This is a genomic window from Bradyrhizobium sp. USDA 4369 (assembly GCF_054056435.1).
This window is the reverse complement of record NZ_JBSRYH010000001.1, coordinates 4077100-4098126: the sequence shown is the minus strand read 5'-3', so window position 1 is coordinate 4098126 and position 21027 is coordinate 4077100. Positions and strand designations below refer to the sequence as shown.

Genomic DNA, 21027 nt, shown 5'->3' with positions numbered 1-21027 from the left:
CCTCATCCTGAGGAGCCTGCGCAGCAGGCGTCTCGAAGGATGAGGCCAAGGTCCGGGCCTCATGGTTCGAGACGGCGCTGCGCGCCTCCTCACCATGAGGGGAAGCGGCGCCAAGAACGAGAGACGACGACGGAGGAGCATCATGAGTCACGAAGCCACCAGCACCGGGATCTCTGGCGCGCCGGTCGTCACCGGCATGGAGGTCATTCCGGTCGCCGGCCGTGACAGCATGCTGCTCAATCTCAGCGGCGCGCATGGGCCGTTCTTCACCCGCAACCTCGTCATCCTCACCGACAATGCCGGCCACACCGGCGTCGGCGAGGTGCCGGGCGGCGAGAAGATCCGGCAGACGCTGGAGGATGCCAAGAGCCTGATCGTGGGCCGGAGCATCGGCGCCTGCAACACGATCCTGGCGTCGATGCGCACCGCCTTTGCCGACCGCGACGCTGGCGGCCGCGGCAAGCAGACGTTCGATCTGCGCGTCATGATCCACGCGGTCACCGCCGTCGAATCCGCGCTGCTCGACCTCTTGGGCCAGCATCTCGGCCTGCCCGTGGCGGCGCTGCTCGGCGAGGGCCAGCAACGGATCTCGGTCGAGGCGCTCGGCTATCTCTTCTTCATCGGCGACCGCAAGAAGACCGACCTGCCCTACGCCACCGGCGAAGGTGAGAAGGACGGCTGGTTCACCCTGCGCCACCACGAGGCGATGACGCCCGAGGCCGTGGTGCGGCTCGCCGAGGCCACGCATGACGCCTACGGCTTCGCCGACTTCAAGCTGAAGGGCGGCGTGCTCAAGGGCGAAGCCGAGATCGAGGCGGTGAGCGCGATCGCCAAGCGCTTCCCGCTGGCGCGCGTCACGCTCGATCCCAACGGCGCCTGGTCGCTCGATGAGGCGATCCGGCTGTGCAAGGACATGCACGGCATCCTCGCTTACGCCGAGGACCCGTGCGGTGCCGAGGCCGGCTTCTCCGGCCGCGAGATCATGGCCGAGTTCCGCCGCGCCACCGGCCTGCCGACCGCGACCAACATGATCGCCACCGACTGGCGGCAGCTCAGCCATGCGCTACGGCTCGGTGCGGTCGACATTCCGCTGGCCGATCCCCATTTCTGGACCCTGCAGGGCTCGGTGCGCGTCGCCCAGACCTGCCGCGACAACGGCCTCACCTGGGGTTCACACTCCAACAACCATTTCGACATTTCGCTGGCGATGTTCACCCATGTTGCCGCCGCCGCGCCGGGCAAGGTCACCGCGATCGACACGCACTGGATCTGGCAGGACGGCCAGGCGCTGACGAAAGCGCCGCTGCAGATCAAGGGCGGCCGGATCGCCGTGCCCGAGCAACCCGGGCTCGGCATCGCGGTTGACCGCGGCGCCATCGAAAAGGCCCATGCGCTGTACAAGAGCCACGGGCTCGGCGCACGCGACGACGCCGTCGCAATGCAGTATCTGATCCCCGGCTGGACCTTCGACGACAAGCGCCCCTGTCTCGTGCGATGACGGGGGTGATCGGTTAGATTGTCCGAGCAATCGCGCAAAGTCTGGAGAACAACATGAACGCGATCCTCAAGAATTTCATTGCCGGCGAGTGGGTCGACGGCAGCGGGGTCACCCGCAACATCAACCCGTCCAACACCAACGACGTCGTCGGCGAATATGCCAAGGCCGACCGCGCGCAGACCGAGAAGGCGATCGCCGCCGCCAAGGCCGCCTTCCCCGCCTGGTCGCGCTCGACCCCGCAGGAGCGCTACGACGCGCTGAACAAGATCTCGGCGGAGATCCTGTCGCGCAAGGAAGAGCTGGGCCGCCTGCTCGCGCGCGAGGAAGGCAAGACGCTACCGGAGGGCATCGGCGAGGTCGCCCGCGCCGGCCAGATCTTTGCGTTCTTTGCCGGCGAGGCGCTGCGCCTGACCGGCGAGAAGGGCGCCTCCGTGCGCCCCGGTCTCGATGTCGAAATCACGCGTGAGGCGGTCGGCGTGGTCGGCATGATCACGCCCTGGAATTTCCCGATCGCAATCCCTGCCTGGAAGATCGCGCCCGCGCTCTGCTACGGCAACACGGTCGTGTTCAAGCCGGCCGAGCTGGTGCCCGGCTCGGCGCATGCGCTCTCCGAGATCATCGCGCGCTCCGGCCTTCCCGCCGGCGTGTTCAACCTCGTCGTCGGTTCCGGCTCGGTGGTCGGCCAGACCCTGCTCGAACATCCGGATGTCGCCGCGATCTCCTTCACCGGCTCGGTCGGGACGGGCCGCAAGATCGCGCAGGCCTGCGTGCTGTCGAACCCGATGAAGAAGTTCCAGCTGGAGATGGGCGGCAAAAACCCGCTGGTCGTGCTCGACGACGCCGACGTCAAGGTCGCGGTCGAGGCTGCCGCCAACGGCGCCTATTTCTCCACCGGCCAGCGCTGCACGGCGTCCTCGCGCCTGATCGTGACCGAGGGCATCCACGACACATTCGTGGCTGCGCTGACCGAGCGGCTGAAGGGCCTCGTTGTCGATGACGCCGTCAAGCAGGGCACCCATATCGGCCCGGTGGTCGACCAGAACCAGCTCGAGCAGGACCAGCGCTACCTCAAGATCGGCCAGGACGAAGGCGCGAAACTCGCCTGGGGCGGCGAGCTCCTGAACCGCGAGACGCCCGGCTTCTACATGCAGCCGGCACTGTTCACGGAAGCGAACAACAATATGCGCATCGCCCGCGAGGAGATCTTCGGCCCCGTCGCCTGCGTCATCCGCGCCAAGAACTACGACGAGGCGCTGGCGATCTCCAACGACACCGAATTCGGGCTCGCGGCGGGCGTCTGCACCACCAGCCTGAAATACGCCTCGCACTTCAAGCGCAACAGCGAGGCCGGTATGGTGATGGTCAATCTGCCGACCGCCGGCGTCGACTACCACGTCCCGTTCGGCGGCCGCAAAGGCTCGAGCTACGGCGCCCGCGAGCAGGGCTCCTACGCACGCGAGTTCTACACGACCGTCAAGACGGCCTACACCTTCCCGGTGTGAGCTGGCGTCATTGCGAGCGAAGCGAAGCAATCCAGGGCCAGAGAAAGACTCTGGATCGCTTCGTCGCTTCGCTCCTCGCAATGACGAAAAGTGAGACCTGTAGGGTGGGCAAAGGCGCGCAGCGCCGTGCTAACCGACAGGTCTGAATGAGACGAGAGGTGGTGGGCACGCTTCGCCTTGCCCACCCTACATTGAGCGGAACGGAGCCAGCATGAACCAGCAGGTCGTCGCCAATCAGGAGCCGCGCACCATCAAGCTCAACGCGCGCGACAATGTCGCGATCGTGGTGAACGATTTCGGCCTGCCCGCCGGCACCAAATTCCCCGACGGGCTCACGCTGAAGAGCTTCGTCCCGCAGGGCCACAAGACGGCGCTGGTCGACATTCCCGAGGGCGCGCCGATCATTCGTTATGGCGAGATCATCGGCACTGCGAAGTCGCCGATATCAGCCGGCGAATGGGTCGACGAGGCCCGCATCGACATGCCCGAGGCCCCTGAGCTCGACAGACTGGAAATCTCGACCGCCGTGCCGGCACCGCTGCCGCCGCTCGAAGGCTACACATTCGAAGGCTATCGCAACGCTGACGGCTCGGTTGGCACACGCAACGTGCTGGGCATCTCGACGTCAGTGCAATGCGTGAAGGGCACGCTGGAATTCGCGATCAAGCGCATCAAGAGCGAGCTGCTGCCGAAATACCCGAATGTCGACGACGTCGTCGCGCTGACCCACGCCTATGGTTGTGGCGTCGCGATCTCGGCGCCCGACGCCGTGGTGCCGATCCGCACTTTGCAGAACCTCGCGCTGAATCCGAATTTCGGCGGCGAGATCCTGGTCGTCGGCCTCGGCTGTGAGAAGCTCGCGCCGGAACGGCTACTGCCGGAGGGCACTGAAGATTCGATCGTGCGCATGCAGGACGAGGCCTTTGACGGCTTCGGCGCGATCGTCGAGGCCATCATGACCCAGGCCGACCGGCGCCTCGCTCAGCTCAACAAGCGCAGGCGCGAGACCTGCCCGGCCTCCGATCTCGTGATTGGCCTGCAATGCGGCGGCAGCGACGCGTTCTCCGGTGTCACGGCGAACCCCGCGGTCGGCTTCGCCGCGGACCTGCTGGTGCGCGCCGGCGCGACCGTGATGTTCTCGGAAGTCACCGAGGTGCGCGACGCCATCCAGTTGCTGACGCGTCGCGCCATCAACGAGGATGTCGGCCGCGCGCTGATCCGCGAGATGGACTGGTACGATGCCTATCTCAAGCGCGGCGGCGCCGATCGCAGCGCCAACACCACGCCCGGCAACAAGAAGGGCGGCCTCGCCAACATCGTCGAGAAGTCGCTGGGCTCGATCGTGAAGTCCGGCTCCGGCCCGATCCACGGCGTGCTGGCGCCGGGCGAGAAGGCCAAGCAGAAGGGCATGCTGTTCGCGGCGACGCCCGCCTCCGACTTCATCTGCGGCACGCTGCAGCTCGCCTCCGGCATGACCTTGCAGGTGTTCACCACCGGCCGCGGCACGCCCTATGGCCTCGCCGCCGCGCCGGTCATCAAGGTCGCGACCCGCAGCGAGCTGGCGCGGCGCTGGAAGGACCTGATCGATTTCGACGCCGGCCGCATCGCCACCGGCGAGATGACCATCGAGGAAACCGGCTGGGAGCTGTTCAAGCTGATCCTCGACGTCGCCTCGGGCCGCACCAAGCCATGGTCGGACCGCTGGGGCATCCACAACGATCTGACCTTGTTCAATCCGGCGCCGGTGACCTGAGGAGGAGCTCGCTCACCCTGCCATAGCCATTGCCTCGCTCGGATCTCTCCCCGTCATTGCGAGCGCAGCGAAGCAATCCAGGGTCCCGCTCACCATCCTGGATTGCTTCGCTTCGCTCGCAATGACGGGTATGCTGAAGCGGCGAGCCTAGATAACAAGGGTCAAGGGGAAGGAACCAGATGTCCAGCTTCAGCCGCTTCAGCGCGATAGCCGCATCACTTCTCCTCCTCTCCATCAATCCCTCCCGCGCCGAGGACGCCATCCCCGGCGTCCCCCGCGAGCTGCTCGAGGACATCGCGACCGGCAGCCGCGTGCTCGCCGATCTTGGAATCGTCGATGCCTTTGGCCATGTCAGCGCGCGCAGCCCTGCCAATCCGCGCCATTTCCTGATGGCGCGCTCGATCGCGCCGGCGCAGGTCACGGCCAATGACATCATGGAGTTCGACGAGAACGGCGAGCCGGTCGATGCGAAGAACCGCGCCGTGTTCCTCGAACGCTTCATCCATGCCGAGGTGTACAAGGCCCGCCCGGACGTCAACGCCGTGGTGCATACGCATTCGCCCGGCGTCATCCCCTTCAGCGTCAGCCGCACGCCGTTGCGGCCGCTGTATCACAACGCCGCCTTCCTCGGCGAGGGCGCGCCGGTGTGGGATATCAGCAAGGAATTCGGCGCCACCGACATGCTGGTGCGCAACAACGCCATCGGCAAATCGCTCGCGACAGCGCTCGGCGACAAGTCCGTGGTGCTGATGCGCGGCCATGGCGACGTCACCGTCGGCCCGGCGGTGCAGGCGGCCGTGTTCCGCGCCTATTACACCGACGTCAATGCGCGGCTGCAGGCGCAGGCGATGGGCCTCGGCTCCGAGGTGACCTACCTCAGCGCCGAGGAGGCCGCCAAGGCCGACGGCGTCAACATGGTGATCATGGACCGCGCCTGGGTGCTGTGGAAGCAGAAGGCACAGTCAACGAAGTAGGTGTCGACGACGCTGCAGCTTCCGTCACGGGCAGCCCGGACCTGCGGACCCCTTGCTGACGCCGCAGCGTCGACGTCGTTCTACACCGCGCCCTCCGTCTCGACATAGAGCGCGTAGAGCGAATGCGACGCCGCCATGTAGAGGCGGTTGTTCTTCGGCCCGCCGAACGTCAGATTGGCGCAGCGCTCGGGCAGCCGGATGAAGCCGATCGGCTTGCCCTGCGGGTTGAACACCATGACGCCGTCGAGATCCTCCGACTTGGCCTTGAGCGGATAGACCTTGCGGCCATTGACGTCCACCGGATCAGAGGCCAGCGCGCCGTTCGAGCCCCAGCCGCACCAGAGATTGCCATCGCGGTCGACGCGGAAGCCGTCGAGCGAGCCCTGGTCGACGGCGTCGATCAGCTTCATCTTGTTGCCGACGGAGCCGTCGGCGTTGACGTCGTAGCTCCAGATGCTGCGGTTGGGCGTGCCTTTCCACTCCACGACATAGAGCTTTTTCTCGTCCGGCGAGAAGGCGAGCCCGTTCGGGTTGACGAGATCGGTGATGACGGCCGTGAGCTTGCCGTCGGTGCCGATCCGGAACACGTTGGTGCTGGCCTGCTCCGACTTGGCCTTGAAGCCTTCCCAATTGCCGTTGATGCCGAACAGCGGATCGGTGAACCAGATCGTATCGTCGGACTTCACCACGATGTCGTTCGGCGCGTTGAGCCGCTTGCCTTCGAAGCTGTCGGCAAGAACGGTGACGACGCCGCTCTTCTCGGTGCGGGTGATGCGCCGCGTCACCGAGTGCTCGCAGCTGACCAGCCGGCCCTGACGATCGCGCGTGTTGCCGTTGGCATAGTTCGCGGGGCTGCGGAAGACGGTGAAGCTGCCGTCCTTCTCGCTGTATTTCATGATCCGGTTGTTCGGAATGTCGCTGAGCAGCAGATAGCCTTCCTCGGGAAAATAGGCCGGCCCTTCCGCCCAGCGCATGCCGCTGGCGAGCTGTTCGACGGTCGAACTGTAGAGGCGGTACTTGGCGAAGCTGGGATCGAGGATCTCGACCGCGGGATCGGGATAGCGCTGGTTCGGCTTGAACGCGAAGGATTGCGCCCTCGCCTGGCCCGAGATCGCAAGCGCCGCTCCGCTGAGCGCGGCCGAAAGAATGCCGCGACGCGACATTGTCATCAGTTTCCTCCATGTCGTTCTTGTGTTGGGCCGTGAACCGGCCACGCTCTTCCCATAGAAGCTGCACGCGGAACTTTCTAAAGGTTTTTGCGGTATCGAAGGCGAATCGAGCGGCATACTGCGGCGCAATGTCAGGCAATTGGCATCGGGCGGCCGTTGTTTCGCCGCAAAGCTGACACATCGCTTAACCTATTGCGCAGACATGATTCCCTTCAGGCTGACCCCGCGGATGACCTTTCACTTTCCTCGCCTCGTCGCCGTTGCGCTCGGCCTCGGCCTGAGCACGCCATGCGTCGCGCAACAGCCGATGCCGGTCACGAACGTGCCGGAGGAGCAGCCTGATATCGACCTCTACGCCCTGATGTCCGGCAGCTGCCGCACCTTGAAGGTCGACGGCCGGGATTTCCCCTGCAAGACCGTGGCGTTCTTCCACAGCGAGAAAGGCCGGGCTCACTTCACGGTGGCTCTCGACGATCCCGCCGACGAAAGCCACATCATCGCCTTCTCCGGCATCAATGGCCGGCGATCGATTCAGAACGTCTACGAGCTGCCGATCGACCGCATGCTGCTCAACTCGAAAACCCGCCCGAAGGTCGACGGCATTCCGGTGCCCGCAACCCAGAGCTCGTCGGGACACTGCCGGCAGGTCGGCAATTTTGCGATGCTCAAAGTGACGAGCGTGACTTGCTCGGCCAAGGACGACAGCGGCCGCGCCTATGAGCTGCAGTTCGTCTCCGACGGCACGCCGATCACGTTGCGCCGGGTGCGTCAGACCATGACGGACGCCGCGCACGACCCCTATCCTTAGACTCGCCTCATTGAGTTCAGCGCGCGCGTCCGGCTTCTGACAGGATCTCACGGGCGGCACGCCCGAGCCGCCGCGCCGCCTCGGTCAAGTCGTTGGTCGCAAAGCCCGAGTAGCCCAGGATGAAGCCGTCCGGCCCGCGCTGCACGATCCGGGCATCCGACAACAGCCGGCATTCGATGTCCGCCCGCTCGCGGATCAGTTTCGCGGCCGCTTTCGGCGCGCCAGGCGGCAGGGTGGCCAGCAGGTGCAGCCCCTGCGCCGGCGCGGCGAGATGGAGCGAACCGCCGGCATATCTTGCGAGCGTGTCCGCCACGACGTCGCGGGCCTGACGATAGCGCGGGCGCATCCGCCGCATATGAGCCGAGATCACGCCGTCGGCCATCAGATCGGCCAGCGCGTCCTGCATGAAAACGGGCGGAAACCGGTCCTGCGCTGCGCGCGCGGCGACGACGCGTGCGACCAGGGCCGGCGGCACCACGAGATAGCCGAGCCTGAGCCCGGCAAACAGCGTCTTGGCGAACGTGCCGAGATAGATCACGCGTTCGGCGCCGATGCCGGCCAGCGCCGTAAGCGGCGGACCGGCGAACCGATACTCGCTGTCATAATCGTCTTCGAAGACATAGGCACCCTCCCGGCGCGCCCAGTCGAGCAGCGCGATCCGGCGCGCCATGCTCATCGCGACGCCGGTCGGAAACTGGTGCGAGGGCGTGACATAGGCGGCCTTTGCCGCAGCATCTGCCTTCTCGCCGGCGGTCACGACGATGCCCTCACCATCGACCGGCACCGGGACGAGCTTGGCCCCGGTCGCGCGCAACGTATGGCGCGAGGCGACATAGCCGGGGTCCTCGAACCAGACCGCGTCTCCCGGCGCGAGCAGCGCATCGATGCACAGCCGCAGGCCGTGCTGGGTGCCGCTGACGATCAGGATGCAGCTGGGATCACAGCGGACGCCGCGATTGGCGGCGAGATAATGTGCGACCTGGATGCGCAGATGCAGGCTGCCGCGCGGATCCCCATAGCCGAGCTCATCCGGCACAGCCTGCGCGATGCGGCGCCGGCTGGCCGCTCCGAGCCGCTTCAGCAGCACCGGATCGACCAGCGTGACGCCAAGCGCGAACGGGCGGCGCGGCGGAATGCGGATATCCAGCTCGGCCATCGGCGCAGCCGTCTGCGGCGCGGGCAGCTGCGCGGCGACGTAAGTGCCGGCGCCATGCCGCGCCTCGACGAGACCATCGGACAGGAGCGCCTCATAGGCGGCGACGATCGCGTTGCGACGAACGCCGAGCTGCTCGGCGAGGCCGCGTGTCGACGGCAGCCGCAGACCGGGCGCGAGCAGCCCGTCGACGATGCCGCTCCGCAGCGCCGCGTGCACCTGCTGCGACTGGCCGCGAATGGCGCGATCGAGCCGGATCGGTAGCGCGAGCACGTCGTCGCGCCGGCGTGAAGTGGTTGCTGGATTTGGCATCGAAGTGGAACTCCCGGCAACCACTTTGCCATGGCATGACTTCGCCCGCAAACAGGAGACCGACCATGTCCGAGCAACAGGTGGGGAGCTATCCCATCGACGACACTAACCGCGTCAAGCGGAGGCATCAGCGCGCGCACTACGATCACGCCACGGTGCACGCTTTGCTCGACTCGGCCGCACTCTGCCACGTCTCCTACGTCATCGACGGCCAGCCCTACTGCACGCCGACGCTGTATTGGCGCGAAGGAACGGTGCTGTACTGGCACGGCTCGAGCGCCAGCCGGATGCTGCGCAATCTGTCCGAGGGCCAGCCGGCCTGTCTGACCGTGACGCATCTCGACAGCCTGGTGCTGGCGCGCAGCGCCTTCCATCATTCTGCGGACTACCGGTCGGTGATGGCGTTCGGCCATGCGCGGCTGATCGAGGACCAGACCGAAAAGGCGCGGGCCTTGACCATGATGGTCGACCGGCTGTTTCCCGGCCGCACCGCGACGTTGCGCCCGACCACGGAGCAAGAGCTCAAGGCGACGTCGGTCGTGACCATGGACATCGAGAAAGCGTCCGCCAAGATCCGCGCCGCCGGCGTCATCGATGATGAAGAGGACTATTTGCTACCGATCTATGCCGAGCGAATTCCGGTGCGCACCGTGATCGAGCCGCCGGAGCCCGACGGCCGGCTGTTGCCTGGCGTGATGCGCCCTGCGACGCTCTCAGCTTTCAGAACCGGACGGCGACTGGATGAGGCGCTCACAGAGACCTATGCGGTGAGCTATCCGGCGGGGTAGCTCGCCTTCTCTCTTCCGTCATTGCGAGACGCGCAAGCTCTGAAGCAAGCCAGAGGCCCTACAAAGCCGTGGATTGCTTCGTCGCTTCGCTCCTCGCAATGACGATCGGAGCAGGCGTCGCGCGACACGCTCTCCGTCATCGCCCGGCTCGACCGGGCGATCCAGTATGCCGAGACGGCTGTGATGGCGCCGATGGCCGCGGCGTACTGCATACCCCGCTTTCGCGGGAGGACGATGGAAGTATAAGGACGATGGAAGTAAGCGCGTTGGCTCCCGGCCGTCATCGCCAGCGCAAGCGAAGCGATTCAGGGGCCGCACGATAGGACTGGATTGCTTTCGCTGGCGATGACGCGGGAGCCAGGCTATCTCATCGCTCGATCATCCTGTTCCAGCGCGTATTCCATTCGGCGCGCTTGGCGTTGATGCCGTCCCAATCCAGCGTGATCGCGCTCGTCATGTAGGCGTGGAACAGGGCGAGCTTCTGCTCGGCGGCGGGCGTCGTGGCCTTCGCTGCCGTATTGGAGGGCACGATGTTGCCGGCGGCAAGCGCCTTCGCCTGGGCGTCCGGCGACAGCAGATAGGCAGCGAGCTTCTGCGCCAGCTCCGCTTCCGAATTGTTGGCGATCACGCATTCGGCCACCATCAGCACGACGGAACCCTCCTTCGGCTGCGCATATTCGACCGAAATGCCCTTCTCCTTCAGCGTCGACACCGCGGTCGGCGTAAGCGGAAAGATCGCGGCCTCGCCGGTCTGCACCATCTCGGAGATCTTGGCCGAGTTCGGGATATATTCGAGCACGTTCTTGCCGATCGTCTCGGGGAACGCCCTGAAGCCCGGCTCGACATTGACCTCGCTGCCGCCGTTGATGCGGTTGAACATCAGGAAGGCGTGCAGTCCGAAGGTGGACACCGAGGCCGATTGAAAGACGACCTTGTCCTTGAACTTGGGGTCGGCGAGATCGAGCCACGACGTCGGCGCAGCCCAGCCCTTGTCGTCGAACAGCTTCTTGTTGTAGGCGAGCCCGGTCATGCCGATGTCGATGCCGGCGGCGATGTCGCCCTTCAGCCGCGCGAACGGCTCGAGCTGCGCCAAGCCATCGCTCGGCTTCAGCTTCTCGCACAGGCCCAAACCTGCCGCGCGGATCATCACGCCATCATCGAGAAACATCAGGTGCATCTGCGGCTTGTCTTTCGCGGCGATCACCTTGGCGAGGATCTCCGAGGAGGTCCCGGGCACGACGACGATCTTGACGTCGTTGGCCTTCTCGAAATCCGGAAACACCGCCTGCGTATAGGTGCGCTCGAAATTGCCGCCGTTCATGCCGACATAGAGCGTCTTCGTTTCGGCCTGCGCGGCGGCGCTGGCGAGCATGAGCGCGAGGACTGAGCCGAGCGCGGGGCGAGCATCGATCATGGCGAGATCTCCTTCGATCCAGTCGTCATTGCTGCTTGAGATGCACCGCCCGGCTGCGATGCGGGTGAGAAACGGGTGATCGCGAAGGCGGCGATCGGCGTCGCGGTCTGGCCATCGCGCACCAGCTCGGCCAGCACCTCGCCGACACCCGGCGCGATCTGGAAGCCGGCGCCGGAGAAGCCGAAGGCATGAATGAGACCCGGCGTCGTCGCGCTCGGGCCGAGCACGGGATTGCGGTCGGGCATGGTCCCCTCGGTGCCGCTCCAGAACCGGATCGCCTGGGCATGGCGCAGTGGCCCGAACAATTCGCTGGCCCGCTGCATGATGGTGAGAGCGCCATCACTGCGCGGGCGCGAGTAGTCGGGATTGTCGAGCGGCGTGGCGCGCTCGCCGCCGACCACGACATTGCCGCGCGCAACTTGCCGCGCATAGATGCCGCCGCCCTCGATGCCGATATTGACGGAGAGGAACGGATCGAGCGGCTCGGTCACGATCATCGAGGGATAGGTCCGCTCCAGCGGCACCGGCTCGTTGAACGCATGCGCAAATCTGTCGGCCCAGGCGCCGGCGCTGTTGACGACGCTGCGGGCGGTGACGGCGACATCGCCGGCCTCGAGCGCAAAGCCCTCGAACGTCCTGCTCACGCCGGCGACTTCCGTGTTTTCCAGCACCTCGGCGCCGGCGCGGCGCGCCGCCGCAGCGAAGGCCGCAGCGACCAGCCGCGGATTGGCGTGGCCGTCACCGGGACAGAACGACCCGCCGATGAGATCGCCCATCACGCCGAAACGCTCGCGCAGCTGATTGTGTCCGACCAGTTCGAGATCGAGCCCGAACGGCGCGACCTTGGCGGCGTAACGCTCCAGGCTCGCCATGTCGTCGGCGCTGCGCGCGAGCTTGAGATGGCCCGAGCGCAGGAACTCGCCATCGATGCCGATCAGCTGTTGCAGTCGCGGCCAGATCGCATGCGCCCGCAGCGACAGCGGCAGTTGCTCGGGCGGACGGCCCTGGCGGCGCACGCCGCCATAGTTCACGCCGCTCGCCTGCGCGCCGCAAAAGCCCTTGTCGAGCAGCGTGACCGACAGGCCCATGCCGCGCAGCGCCAACGCGGCGGAACTGCCGACCAGGCCGCCGCCGATGATCGCGACATCGCAGTCAATTCGCCGGGTCATGCTGCCTCTCATCGATCGACAGGCCCGCGGCCAACGGTATCGGCTTGATCGGCGCCTGCGCACGCAGCCGCCCGACCGCACCGACGTCGCGGTGGGTCTGCGCAGCCAGCAGCTCCGCCGCAGCAGCGCCGCACATGCGGCCCTGGCAGCGCCCCATGCCGATGCGCGTGACCGCCTTGAGACGATTCATTTCGGTCAGCGAGAATTGCCTGATCGCGCGCCGGGCGTCGCCGGCGCTGATCTCCTCACAGCGGCAGAGCAGCGTGTCGTCGGCGATGTCGGCCGCCCAATGCGACGGAAAAGGAAACGCCGCCTCGAGCAGGTCACGTAAGCGGTCGATGCGCGCCAGCGCGCGTTCGAGATCGGCGGCGCGCGCCGGATCGTGCGGCAGACCACGGTCCTCCAACAGCGCCAGCGCGGCGCGCTCGCCGGCGGCTTCCGCGGCATCCGCCCCGGCGATGCGGGCGCCGTCTCCGGCGAGATAGACGCCGGGGACGCTGCTGCGGCCGGCCGCATCCCGTGCCGGCAAATGCGCGCGGTCGCGGGGATCGAAGCGGAAGGCGCAGCCGGCGAGATCGGCGGCCTGTGTCTCCGAGCGCAGATTGAGCCCATAGCCGACGCCATCACAGGCCATCGCGTGTTCGCGTCCGCCGGCGTAGTAGACGATGCGGGCCACCCTGCCCTCGCCCTCGATGCGGAGCCCGGAGACACCGAGCTGCATCCGCGTTCCACCGAGCGCGAGCTCCGCGGCCATGCGCAGTCCACGCAGCACGATCCCGGGCGCGAGCGGCAGCGCGCGCAGCAGATTGAGCTTGGCCGGCCGCGGCGCTGCATCAAGCACCGCCGCGACGTGCACGCCGGCTTTCATGTATTGCCAGGCGACGAGATAGAGCAGCGGGCCGGCGCCCGCGAACACCACGCGCCGGCCGATCGCGCAGCCCTGCGCCTTCAGCGCGATCTGCGCGCCGCCGAGCGTGAACACGCCGGGCAAGGTCCAGCCGGGGATCGGCAGCACGCGGTCGGTCGCGCCGGTCGCGAGGATCAGCCCGTCATAGGCGAGGCGCCGGCTGACGCCGTCGCGCAGAACGTCGGCCACGCCGTCGCGCAAATTCCACAGCAGCGTCTTCGGCCGGTAGTCGACATCGCTGCCGAGCGCCGCGAAGGCGCGATGCAGCCGCGACGCCTTCGCGGCCTCCGCGCCGTAGCGCGCGCGGTCATCACGCCCATCAGCCGCCAGCGGCTGGCGATAGATCTGGCCACCGCAGGCGTGGCCCTCATCCACCACGATCGGCCGCAGGCCGGCCGCGGCCAGCGTGATCGCAGCGCGGATGCCGGCCGGGCCGGCGCCGACGATCAGTGGCGATGGACGCTCAAGCATGGCTGCCTCTCCGCTGCGTGATGATGTGCATGCCCTCGGCAAGCGGCGTCGTACAGGCACGCAGCCGCTCCCCGCTGTCGAGCTGCACCCAGCAGTCCTGGCACGCCCCCATCTGGCAGAAGCCGGCACGCGGCGCGCCGGAGAACTCACTGCGACGCAGCCGTTCGGCATGACACAGCACCGCGGTCAGCACGGTGTCGCCAGCGCGGCCCTGGCAAGGGGTGCCGTCGATCGTGAAGCGAATCACGGCACTATCGGTGCGGACGAGACGATGCAGCAGCGGCATGGTCGTTCCTCAGCCCGGCCCGACGAGAATCTTGTCGAGGCCGAAGATGCGGTCGAGCAGCAGCATCGCCGCCGCGGTCACCGCGATCATCAGCGCCGACACCGCAGCCATCATCGGATCGATCGACTCGGTCGCGTACATGTACATGCGCACCGGCAGCGTGATCGTCGCGGGCGAGGTGATGAAGATCGACATCGTAAGCTCGTCGAAGGAGTTGATGAAGGCGAGCAGCCAGCCGCCGGTGATGCCGGGCAGGATCATCGGCACGGTGATGCGGCGGAACACGGTCCAGCTGGAGGCGCCCAGGGTTACGGCGGCCTGCTCCGCGCTGCGATCGAGCCCCGACAGCGCCGCCAGCACCAGACGGAGCACATAGGGCGTGACCACGACAATGTGGCCCGCAGTCAGCCAGAGCAGGCTGCCGGTGCCGCCGATGAGCGCGAACTGCCGCAGCAGCGCGACGCCGAGCACGAGATGCGGGATCATCAAGGGCGACAGGAACAGCGCATTCAACGCCGCGCGGCCGCGGAAATCGTAGCGATCGAGCGCAAGCCCGGCGGCGACCGCGAGCACGACCGCAATCGACGCGGCGATCGCTGCGACCCAGAGGCTGTTGAGGAACGAGGCGACGAAGTCCGGATGCGCGAACACGGCCGTAAACCAGCGCAGCGAGACCTGCGTCGTCGGCAGGGTCAAGGTGTTGGCGGGCGTGAACGCGACGAGGCAGATGACGATGAGCGGCGCCAGCACGAAGCCGACGACGAGCGCATGAAACAACAGAGCGATCGGACCGTTGCGGTGCATGCCACTCACCCCAAGGTTCGCTTCGCACGCGTCTCGACGGCGCGCTGATAGGCCAGCATGATGACGAGATTGATGACCAGGACCAGGATCGCGATCGCAGCCCCCAGCGGCCAGTTCAGCTCATGCATGTACTCATCATAGACCAGCGTCGCCGCCATCTTCAGCCGGCGGCCGCCGAGCAACGCGGGGACCGCGAAGGCCGAAGCCGAGAGGCCGAAGACAACGAGGCTGCCCGACAACAGGCCCATCGTCACCTGCGGCAGCACCACGCGGCGCAGCGCCGTGAAGCGCGAGGCGCCGAGCGTCCAGGCCGCGGCCTCGACCATCGGATCCAACTTCTGCAGCGAGGTCCAGACCGGGATGACCATGAACGGAAGCATGACATGGACCAGCGCGATGACGATCGCGGTCTCGGTGTAGAGGATCTTCACGGTGCCGATGCCGAGCCCGCGGAATGCGTCGTTCACGAGTCCCGTGGGGCCGAGCAGCATGCTCCAGCCGAACGTGCGCACCACCACCGAGACCAGCAACGGGCCGATGATCGCGAGCAGGAAGATCGAGCGCCACGGCTCGCGCATCCGCGACAGGACGTAGGCCTCGGGCGCGCCGATGACGGCGCAGATCAAGGTCGTGAGCGCGGCGAGCCGCAGCGTGCGCCAGAAGATGTTCAGAAAATAGCTGTCGGAGAGGATCGCGGCATAGTGCGCCAGCGTGAACTCGTCCTTCACACCGCGCGCGACGTCATAGGCATGGAACGAGAGCACGAATGTGAGCGCGAGCGGCACGAGCACGAGCGCCGCGAACAGCAGCGCACCGGGCGCGGCCAACAGCCAGGGTGTCGTGCTGGCGCGCGCACCGCTCATGCCGCTTGCGCTCCCCCCGGCTTCGCGGCCTTGGCGCTGGTGCTGCTCCAGTCGAGTCCGACGGCATCCCCCTCGCGCGCCGGCTCCTCGCCGGCATTGGGCAGGAACACGCCGATCAGGCCGGCCGGCGTCTCCACGGTGAAGAACCAGGCACTGCCGAGAAAGAAGCGGCCTTTGACGCGGCCGTCGAGCACGCCTGCGCCCGGCGCCTTCAAGCCGATCTTCTCCGGCCGGATGGCCAGCACGGCAGCGGCGCCCTCGCACAGACCAGCGCCGTTGCAGGGCAGCAGGCTGCCGCCGATCTCGACCCCGCCCGAACGCCAGACGCCGGACAGCCGGTTCATCTTGCCGACGAAGGCGGAGATGAAGGACGTGGCCGGGCTCTCATAGAGTCGATAAGGCGGGTCGACCTGCACGATGCGGCCCTGCTCCATCACGACGACGCGGTCGCTCATCGACAGCGCCTCGCCCTGGTCGTGCGTCACCATGATCGTGGTGGTGCCGACGCGCTGCTGGATGCCGCGCAGTTCGAACTGCATCTCCTCGCGCAGCTTGGCATCGAGATTGGACAGCGGCTCGTCGAGCAGCAGCACCGGGGGATCGATGACCAGCGCACGCGCCACCGCGACGCGCTGACGCTGGCCGCCGGAGAGCTGGCGCGGATAGCGGTCGGCGAGCGCGGCGAGTTGCACCAGCGCCAGCGCCTGTTTGACGCGCGCCTCGCGCTCTGCCCTGGCCACCTTGCGCATCTCCAGGCCGAACGAGACGTTCTGCGCGACCGTCATGTGCGGAAACAGCGCATAGCTCTGGAACACAATGCCGAGGCCGCGGCGATCCGGCTTCTCATGGGTAATGTCACGCCCGTCGAGCGTGATGCGCCCCGATGTCGGCTCGACCAGGCCGGCGATCATCTGAAGCGTCGTGGTCTTGCCGCAGCCGGACGGGCCGAGCAGCGAGACGAACTCGCCCTTGGCGACGCTGAGGCTGACGTCGCTGACCGCAGCGACGTCACCATAGAGCCTGGTCAGACCTTCCAGCGTCAGGAAACCCATGCGTCCTCGCGCGGGAGGCGCCCTGGGCCATCACCAGGGATTGCCACCCTGGGGCTCTTTCATTGGGCTGGCGGGACGGCAGGTCAACGGTCGATTTCAATATCCTGAATTTAATTCAGAAAGATTCTGACATATGGAATTATATGGCGTATTTTCTTCCACTTCATTCATCCAAACAAAATGAACGAACCTGACCTGCAGTCCTCTTCCAGCCTCCGCCGCGCGCTCAGACTGCTGCGCGTTCTCGCGGCCGGCGACCCCGCGGGGCTGCGGCTGAAGGACATCGCCGAGGCCGCTGGCTGCAGCCAGCCGACTGCGCATCGCATGCTGCAGGACCTCGCCGCCGAAGGTTTCGCGGAACAGGCCGCCGGCAAACGCTATCGACTCGCGCTCGATTTCTACGTGCTCGCCGCGCGCGCCGGTCAGGCCAGCGGCCTGCGCGAGGCCGCGCGCCCGGCGCTGCTGCGCCTCTCTGCGACGCTCAGCGACACGATCTTCCTGCTGGTGCGCAACGGGTTCGATGCGGTCTGCCTCGATCGCGTCGAGGGGCCGTTTCCGATCCGCTCCTTCACGGGCGATATCGGCGGCAAGGTGCCGCTCGGGCTCGGCCAGGGCAGCCTCGCCATTCTCGCCAACCTGCCGGAGGACGAGCAGGAAGCCGTGATCCGCTTCAACATCCCTCGTCTGCTCGATCGCGGCTTCCTCGACGAGGCGTCGCTGCGCAGCGCTTTGGCGCAGGCGCGCGCACAAGGATGGGTCAACACCAGCACGGGACTGATTCCGGGCATGGCCGGCGTCGGCGTCCCCGTGCTCGACACGCAAGCACGCGCCGTCGCAGCGCTCAGCGTCGGCACGCTGGCGGAGCGGCTGAATGCCGATCGCCTGCCGCATGTCGTGAAGATCCTGCAAAGCGAGGCGCAGGCGCTGGCCGGCAAGCTCAACCCGTTCGACGCCGCGCTGCGCTATCCCTCGCGCAGCCTCAGTACGATCGGAAACTGAGAGAGCGCCTGTCGCAGAGCAGTTTGTAGGCACGCGGCTGCTCATTTCTTGCGCCGCCATGATCCAAATTTTTGTGCGTCCATGGACAAGTCAGCCGCGCTCGCGCGCACCTAAGCTCGCTTTTGAGCTTGGACCGGGGCGACGGCACCCATGCACCGCCCGACCAGCGCGACATCATCGTTCGAAGGAGCTGGCAACATGCAGACGAGGCTATTCACCAAAGCGCGGCGCGCGTGGCTTGTCGCGCTCGGCGCGATCATCGTGGCGGGACTCCTCGCTCCCGTCGGCGCACAGGCCGCGACGCCCGCAGGCTGCGCGGCGCTGAAGGAGAAATATCCGGACTGGACCGGCAAGACGCTCGTCAACGCCATCAACCCGCACACGCCGGGCTATGAGTCGATCGATCCGAAGGACCCGAGCAAATATGTCGGCTTCGACATCGATCTCGGCGAGGCCATCGGCGACTGCCTCGGCTTCAAGCTGACCTACAAACCCGTGACATTCGCCGCGCTCCTGACCACATTGGCGAGCGGCCAGGCCGACATCGTCATCTCCGACATCTACGCCACCAAGGAGCGCGCCAAGGCCGCCGACTTCATCACCTACTCCAAGGTGTTCGACGGCGTGCTGGTCGCCAAGGGCAATCCGAAGGGCATCAACGGCATCAATCTGTCGATGTGCGGCGCCGCCGCCGCCGAGAACACCGGCTATGTCGAGGTCCCGCTGATCCAGGACCTCGGTCCGCAATGCAAGGCCGCCGGCAAGCCCGAGCCGACGCTCCAGCTCTATGACAACAACGCCAACTGCATCCAGGCCATTCTCGCCGGCCGCGCCGACACCTATGTCAACGACGTCAACACGGTCGACCAGGCGGTGAAGGCCTATCCGGACAAGCTGGAGAAGGCGATCGCAGTGACCATTCCCTATTCGGTCGGCATCGCCGTGCCGAAGGACAAGCCGAAGTTCCGCGACGCCGTGATGGCCGCCCTGATCGAAGTCCAGAAGGCCGGCATCCATCAGGAGCTGTTGAAGAAGTGGGAGCTCGATCCCGCGAACTTCAAGGAGCCGGACATTCTGACGGCGGACTAAGCGCGCGCCTTCAAGCGAAGCTGCTGCCGCAAAAGACGGTGCGCTCCCCTCCCCCCTTGCGGGGAGGGGGCGGGGGTGGGGGTCTACACGGCGGAGTCTTTGCTGAGGCCCCCTCCCACTCCCCCCTCCCACAACGGGCGAGGGAGCGCACCAGATCCACGGCAACACACGCATGAGCCAACTTCGCAGGGAGAGCAAAGCGACGCCACAGGCGACGCGCGCCCACCGTCCCCTTGCTGGACAATCGCGGTCGGCACGGCGCTCCGCGCCATTGCCCCCCTGCGGCACTCATCAGGCACTCATCACCGATGTCCCTCTTTCTGCACTATCTCAGCATGCCGTACCTGCTCATGGGCATCGAGCTCACGCTGCAGGTCACCGCGCTCGGGCTGATCGGCGGATTGCTTCTTGGGATCATTCTCGCCGGCATGCAGCTCAGCCGGTTCTGGCTATTGGCCGCGATCGCGCGTGGCTACACCGTGATCTTCCGCGGCACGCCGCTGATCCTGCAGATGGTGTTCGCCTACGACGCGCTGCCGCATATCGGCATCAAGCTGCCGGCGGTGCTGGCCGCCGGCCTCGCGCTGGCCTGCAACGAAGCGCCGTTCATTGCCGAGATGCTGCGCTCCGGCGTGCTCGGCATCGATCGCGGCCAGCTGCTGGCGGGTCAGGCGCTCGGCATGACGCCCGGCGTTCTGATGCGCCGGATCATCGCGCCGCAGGCGATCCGCACCATGATCCCCGCCTTCGGCAACGAGGCCGTGAGCGCGTTGAAGAACTCCTCGCTGGCCTCCGTCATCGCTGTGCAGGAATTGACCCTGCGGTCGACCCAGCTCGCATCCTCCACCTTCGATTTCTTCTCGATCTTCTTTGCTTCCGGCCTCATCTATCTCGTGCTGACCGGCGCGATCAGCGTGATTCAGCTAGCGCTGGAATGGCTGCTTGATCTCGATCGCACGACGAAGCAGCGCGGCCTCGCTGATTATCTCCCCTGGCGCCGTGTCGACCTCGCGTCAAAGCCGGAGCAGGCCAACAAGGCAGCACCGCCGGAGGCACCCGAGCTGAAGGAAACCCCGCCGCTCGCTTTGTCGATCGAAGACCGGGCCCGGCGCGCGGCCACTGTCGCGCGCAACAACGTCGCGGTCGATGTGAAAGGGCTGCGCAAGGCCTATGACGGCAACAAGGTGCTCGACGGCCTCGACCTCACCGTGCGCATCGGCGAGGTGATCGCGCTGCTCGGGCCCTCCGGCTCCGGCAAGAGCACCCTGCTCCGCTGCATCAACCATCTGGAGAACTGGGACGCCGGCGAGATCCGCGTCGGCGGCCGCAAGCTCGGCTTCGACGAACAAGGGCGCAAGCTGTCGCCGCGCGCGATCGCCAATGAGCGCGCCAATGTCGGCGTCGGCATGGTGTTCCAGCAGTTCAATCTGTTTGCACATCTCACCGCGAAGGAGAACGTGGCCGGTCCCCTGCGCTGGGTGCACGGCATGGGCCGGTTCGAGGCCGAGCGCCGTGCGCTCGAGCTGCTGGAGCGCGTCGGGCTCTCGCACCGTGCCGATGCGCTGCCGCGGCATCTCTCCGGCGGCCAGCAGCAGCGCGTCGCGATCGCCCGCGCGCTGGCGCCGAACCCCAGCGTGCTGCTGCTGGATGAGCCGACCTCGGCGCTCGATCCCGAGCTGGTCAACGAGGTGCTGGAGGTGATCCGCCGCCTCGCGATCGACGACGGCCTCACCATGATCATCTCGACCCACCAGATCCGCTTCGCCGACGAGGTCGCCGACCGCGTCGCCTTCCTCAATGGCGGCGTCATCCTCGAGCAGGGCCCGGCCCACGAGGTGCTGACCAACCCGCGCCATCCGCTGACCGCCCGCTTCCTGTCGGTGATGGAGGCCGAGCGGCCGAAGGACGCGGTGGCATGAGCCCACACCTTACGTCAGCGACGAGCAGGTGCCCGCGGCCATTCTTCGAGACGCCCGCCTGCGGCGGTCTCCTCAGGATGAGGTCGGTGGGTGCGGC

18 protein-coding genes are annotated in these 21027 nt (G+C 66.8%); 9 read left to right on the top strand and 9 right to left on the bottom strand.

Annotated elements, in window-relative coordinates; genetic code table 11:
* Nucleotides 1-142: 142 nt before the first annotated feature.
* From gudD to ACVIJ6_RS18485, 4 genes are all read left to right on the top strand, one after another.
* Complete coding sequence (gene gudD, locus ACVIJ6_RS18500; RefSeq protein WP_456773848.1) at nt 143-1498, top strand: glucarate dehydratase; 1356 nt, start codon at nt 143-145, stop codon at nt 1496-1498.
* A 53-nt stretch (nt 1499-1551) separates the two neighbouring features.
* The gene (locus ACVIJ6_RS18495; protein ID WP_456773847.1) at nt 1552-3000 is read left to right on the top strand and encodes an aldehyde dehydrogenase family protein; all 1449 of its coding nucleotides are present in this window, start codon (nt 1552-1554) and stop codon (nt 2998-3000) included.
* 211 nt (nt 3001-3211) lie between these two features.
* On the top strand, nt 3212-4753 hold the full coding sequence (gene garD / locus ACVIJ6_RS18490) for a galactarate dehydratase (RefSeq protein WP_456773846.1): 1542 nt from the start codon (nt 3212-3214) through the stop codon (nt 4751-4753).
* Between the two features lie 179 nt (nt 4754-4932).
* Complete coding sequence (locus ACVIJ6_RS18485) at nt 4933-5727, top strand: class II aldolase/adducin family protein (RefSeq protein ID WP_456773845.1); 795 nt, start codon at nt 4933-4935, stop codon at nt 5725-5727.
* An 80-nt stretch (nt 5728-5807) separates the two neighbouring features.
* Here the strand turns inward: ACVIJ6_RS18485 and ACVIJ6_RS18480 are convergent, their stop codons facing one another.
* On the bottom strand, nt 5808-6896 hold the full coding sequence (locus ACVIJ6_RS18480; RefSeq protein WP_456773844.1) for an SMP-30/gluconolactonase/LRE family protein: 1089 nt from the start codon (nt 6894-6896) through the stop codon (nt 5808-5810).
* A gap of 229 nt (nt 6897-7125) precedes the next feature.
* On the opposite strand from ACVIJ6_RS18480, the gene ACVIJ6_RS18475 reads away from it, so the two are divergent.
* Nucleotides 7126-7704 (top strand): hypothetical protein, encoded by a 579-nt coding sequence (locus ACVIJ6_RS18475; protein ID WP_012046343.1) that lies wholly within the window; start codon nt 7126-7128, stop codon nt 7702-7704.
* Nucleotides 7705-7720: 16 nt separating this feature from the next.
* On the opposite strand, the gene pdxR is transcribed toward ACVIJ6_RS18475, so the two are convergent.
* Nucleotides 7721-9169 carry a MocR-like pyridoxine biosynthesis transcription factor PdxR gene (gene pdxR / locus ACVIJ6_RS18470; RefSeq protein WP_456773843.1) on the bottom strand — a complete coding sequence of 483 codons (1449 nt, stop codon included), beginning with the start codon at nt 9167-9169 and terminating at the stop codon, nt 7721-7723.
* A 65-nt stretch (nt 9170-9234) separates the two neighbouring features.
* Here pdxR and ACVIJ6_RS18465 point away from each other — a divergent pair, with 65 nt between their 5' ends.
* The gene (locus tag ACVIJ6_RS18465; protein WP_456773842.1) at nt 9235-9957 is read left to right on the top strand and encodes a pyridoxamine 5'-phosphate oxidase family protein; all 723 of its coding nucleotides are present in this window, start codon (nt 9235-9237) and stop codon (nt 9955-9957) included.
* A 367-nt stretch (nt 9958-10324) separates the two neighbouring features.
* On the opposite strand, the gene ACVIJ6_RS18460 is transcribed toward ACVIJ6_RS18465, so the two are convergent.
* Genes ACVIJ6_RS18460 through ACVIJ6_RS18430 form a run of 7 tightly spaced genes read right to left on the bottom strand, consistent with a single transcriptional unit; the run spans nt 10325 to nt 16923 of the window.
* Nucleotides 10325-11371 (bottom strand): ABC transporter substrate-binding protein, encoded by a 1047-nt coding sequence (locus tag ACVIJ6_RS18460; protein ID WP_456773841.1) that lies wholly within the window; start codon nt 11369-11371, stop codon nt 10325-10327.
* Nucleotides 11368-12540 (bottom strand): NAD(P)/FAD-dependent oxidoreductase, encoded by a 1173-nt coding sequence (locus ACVIJ6_RS18455; RefSeq protein ID WP_456773840.1) that lies wholly within the window; start codon nt 12538-12540, stop codon nt 11368-11370. Before ACVIJ6_RS18455 ends, ACVIJ6_RS18460 begins: the two co-directional genes overlap by 4 nt.
* On the bottom strand, nt 12524-13918 hold the full coding sequence (locus ACVIJ6_RS18450; RefSeq protein WP_456773839.1) for an FAD-dependent oxidoreductase: 1395 nt from the start codon (nt 13916-13918) through the stop codon (nt 12524-12526). The genes ACVIJ6_RS18455 and ACVIJ6_RS18450 overlap by 17 nt, the downstream gene beginning before the upstream one ends.
* Nucleotides 13911-14204, bottom strand: a complete 294-nt coding sequence (locus ACVIJ6_RS18445) for a (2Fe-2S)-binding protein (RefSeq protein ID WP_456773838.1) — start codon at nt 14202-14204, stop codon at nt 13911-13913. The genes ACVIJ6_RS18450 and ACVIJ6_RS18445 overlap by 8 nt, the downstream gene beginning before the upstream one ends.
* A gap of 9 nt (nt 14205-14213) precedes the next feature.
* Nucleotides 14214-15008, bottom strand: a complete 795-nt coding sequence (locus ACVIJ6_RS18440; RefSeq protein WP_456773837.1) for an ABC transporter permease — start codon at nt 15006-15008, stop codon at nt 14214-14216.
* 5 nt (nt 15009-15013) lie between these two features.
* Entirely contained in the window at nt 15014-15871 is an 858-nt protein-coding gene (locus tag ACVIJ6_RS18435; protein WP_456773836.1) for an ABC transporter permease, read from the bottom strand.
* The gene (locus ACVIJ6_RS18430; RefSeq protein WP_456773835.1) at nt 15868-16923 is read right to left on the bottom strand and encodes an ABC transporter ATP-binding protein; all 1056 of its coding nucleotides are present in this window, start codon (nt 16921-16923) and stop codon (nt 15868-15870) included. The genes ACVIJ6_RS18435 and ACVIJ6_RS18430 overlap by 4 nt, the downstream gene beginning before the upstream one ends.
* A gap of 180 nt (nt 16924-17103) precedes the next feature.
* On the opposite strand from ACVIJ6_RS18430, the gene ACVIJ6_RS18425 reads away from it, so the two are divergent.
* The 3 genes from ACVIJ6_RS18425 to ACVIJ6_RS18415 all read left to right on the top strand — a co-directional run bounded on the left by ACVIJ6_RS18425 (nt 17104) and on the right by ACVIJ6_RS18415 (nt 20930).
* A complete protein-coding gene (locus tag ACVIJ6_RS18425) occupies nt 17104-17922 on the top strand; it encodes an IclR family transcriptional regulator (protein WP_456773834.1) in 819 nt (272 codons plus the stop codon).
* A gap of 198 nt (nt 17923-18120) precedes the next feature.
* A complete protein-coding gene (locus ACVIJ6_RS18420) occupies nt 18121-19011 on the top strand; it encodes an ABC transporter substrate-binding protein (RefSeq protein ID WP_456773833.1) in 891 nt (296 codons plus the stop codon).
* A 308-nt stretch (nt 19012-19319) separates the two neighbouring features.
* Nucleotides 19320-20930 (top strand): amino acid ABC transporter permease/ATP-binding protein, encoded by a 1611-nt coding sequence (locus tag ACVIJ6_RS18415; protein ID WP_456773832.1) that lies wholly within the window; start codon nt 19320-19322, stop codon nt 20928-20930.
* Nucleotides 20931-21027 lie beyond the last annotated feature (97 nt).

Coding starts and splice junctions, on each gene's coding strand:
- ACVIJ6_RS18445 (WP_456773838.1), bottom strand. CDS start 14,204: ATGCCGCTGCTGCATCGTCTCGTCCGCACCGATAGTGCCGTGATTCGC.
- ACVIJ6_RS18465 (WP_456773842.1), top strand. CDS start 9,235: ATGTCCGAGCAACAGGTGGGGAGCTATCCCATCGACGACACTAACCGC.
- ACVIJ6_RS18475 (WP_012046343.1), top strand. CDS start 7,126: ATGACCTTTCACTTTCCTCGCCTCGTCGCCGTTGCGCTCGGCCTCGGC.
- ACVIJ6_RS18415 (WP_456773832.1), top strand. CDS start 19,320: ATGTCCCTCTTTCTGCACTATCTCAGCATGCCGTACCTGCTCATGGGC.
- pdxR (WP_456773843.1), bottom strand. CDS start 9,169: ATGCCAAATCCAGCAACCACTTCACGCCGGCGCGACGACGTGCTCGCG.
- ACVIJ6_RS18495 (WP_456773847.1), top strand. CDS start 1,552: ATGAACGCGATCCTCAAGAATTTCATTGCCGGCGAGTGGGTCGACGGC.
- ACVIJ6_RS18420 (WP_456773833.1), top strand. CDS start 18,121: ATGCAGACGAGGCTATTCACCAAAGCGCGGCGCGCGTGGCTTGTCGCG.
- ACVIJ6_RS18435 (WP_456773836.1), bottom strand. CDS start 15,871: ATGAGCGGTGCGCGCGCCAGCACGACACCCTGGCTGTTGGCCGCGCCC.
- gudD (WP_456773848.1), top strand. CDS start 143: ATGAGTCACGAAGCCACCAGCACCGGGATCTCTGGCGCGCCGGTCGTC.
- ACVIJ6_RS18440 (WP_456773837.1), bottom strand. CDS start 15,008: ATGCACCGCAACGGTCCGATCGCTCTGTTGTTTCATGCGCTCGTCGTC.
- garD (WP_456773846.1), top strand. CDS start 3,212: ATGAACCAGCAGGTCGTCGCCAATCAGGAGCCGCGCACCATCAAGCTC.
- ACVIJ6_RS18485 (WP_456773845.1), top strand. CDS start 4,933: ATGTCCAGCTTCAGCCGCTTCAGCGCGATAGCCGCATCACTTCTCCTC.
- ACVIJ6_RS18455 (WP_456773840.1), bottom strand. CDS start 12,540: ATGACCCGGCGAATTGACTGCGATGTCGCGATCATCGGCGGCGGCCTG.
- ACVIJ6_RS18480 (WP_456773844.1), bottom strand. CDS start 6,896: ATGACAATGTCGCGTCGCGGCATTCTTTCGGCCGCGCTCAGCGGAGCG.
- ACVIJ6_RS18430 (WP_456773835.1), bottom strand. CDS start 16,923: ATGGGTTTCCTGACGCTGGAAGGTCTGACCAGGCTCTATGGTGACGTC.
- ACVIJ6_RS18460 (WP_456773841.1), bottom strand. CDS start 11,371: ATGATCGATGCTCGCCCCGCGCTCGGCTCAGTCCTCGCGCTCATGCTC.
- ACVIJ6_RS18425 (WP_456773834.1), top strand. CDS start 17,104: ATGAACGAACCTGACCTGCAGTCCTCTTCCAGCCTCCGCCGCGCGCTC.
- ACVIJ6_RS18450 (WP_456773839.1), bottom strand. CDS start 13,918: ATGCTTGAGCGTCCATCGCCACTGATCGTCGGCGCCGGCCCGGCCGGC.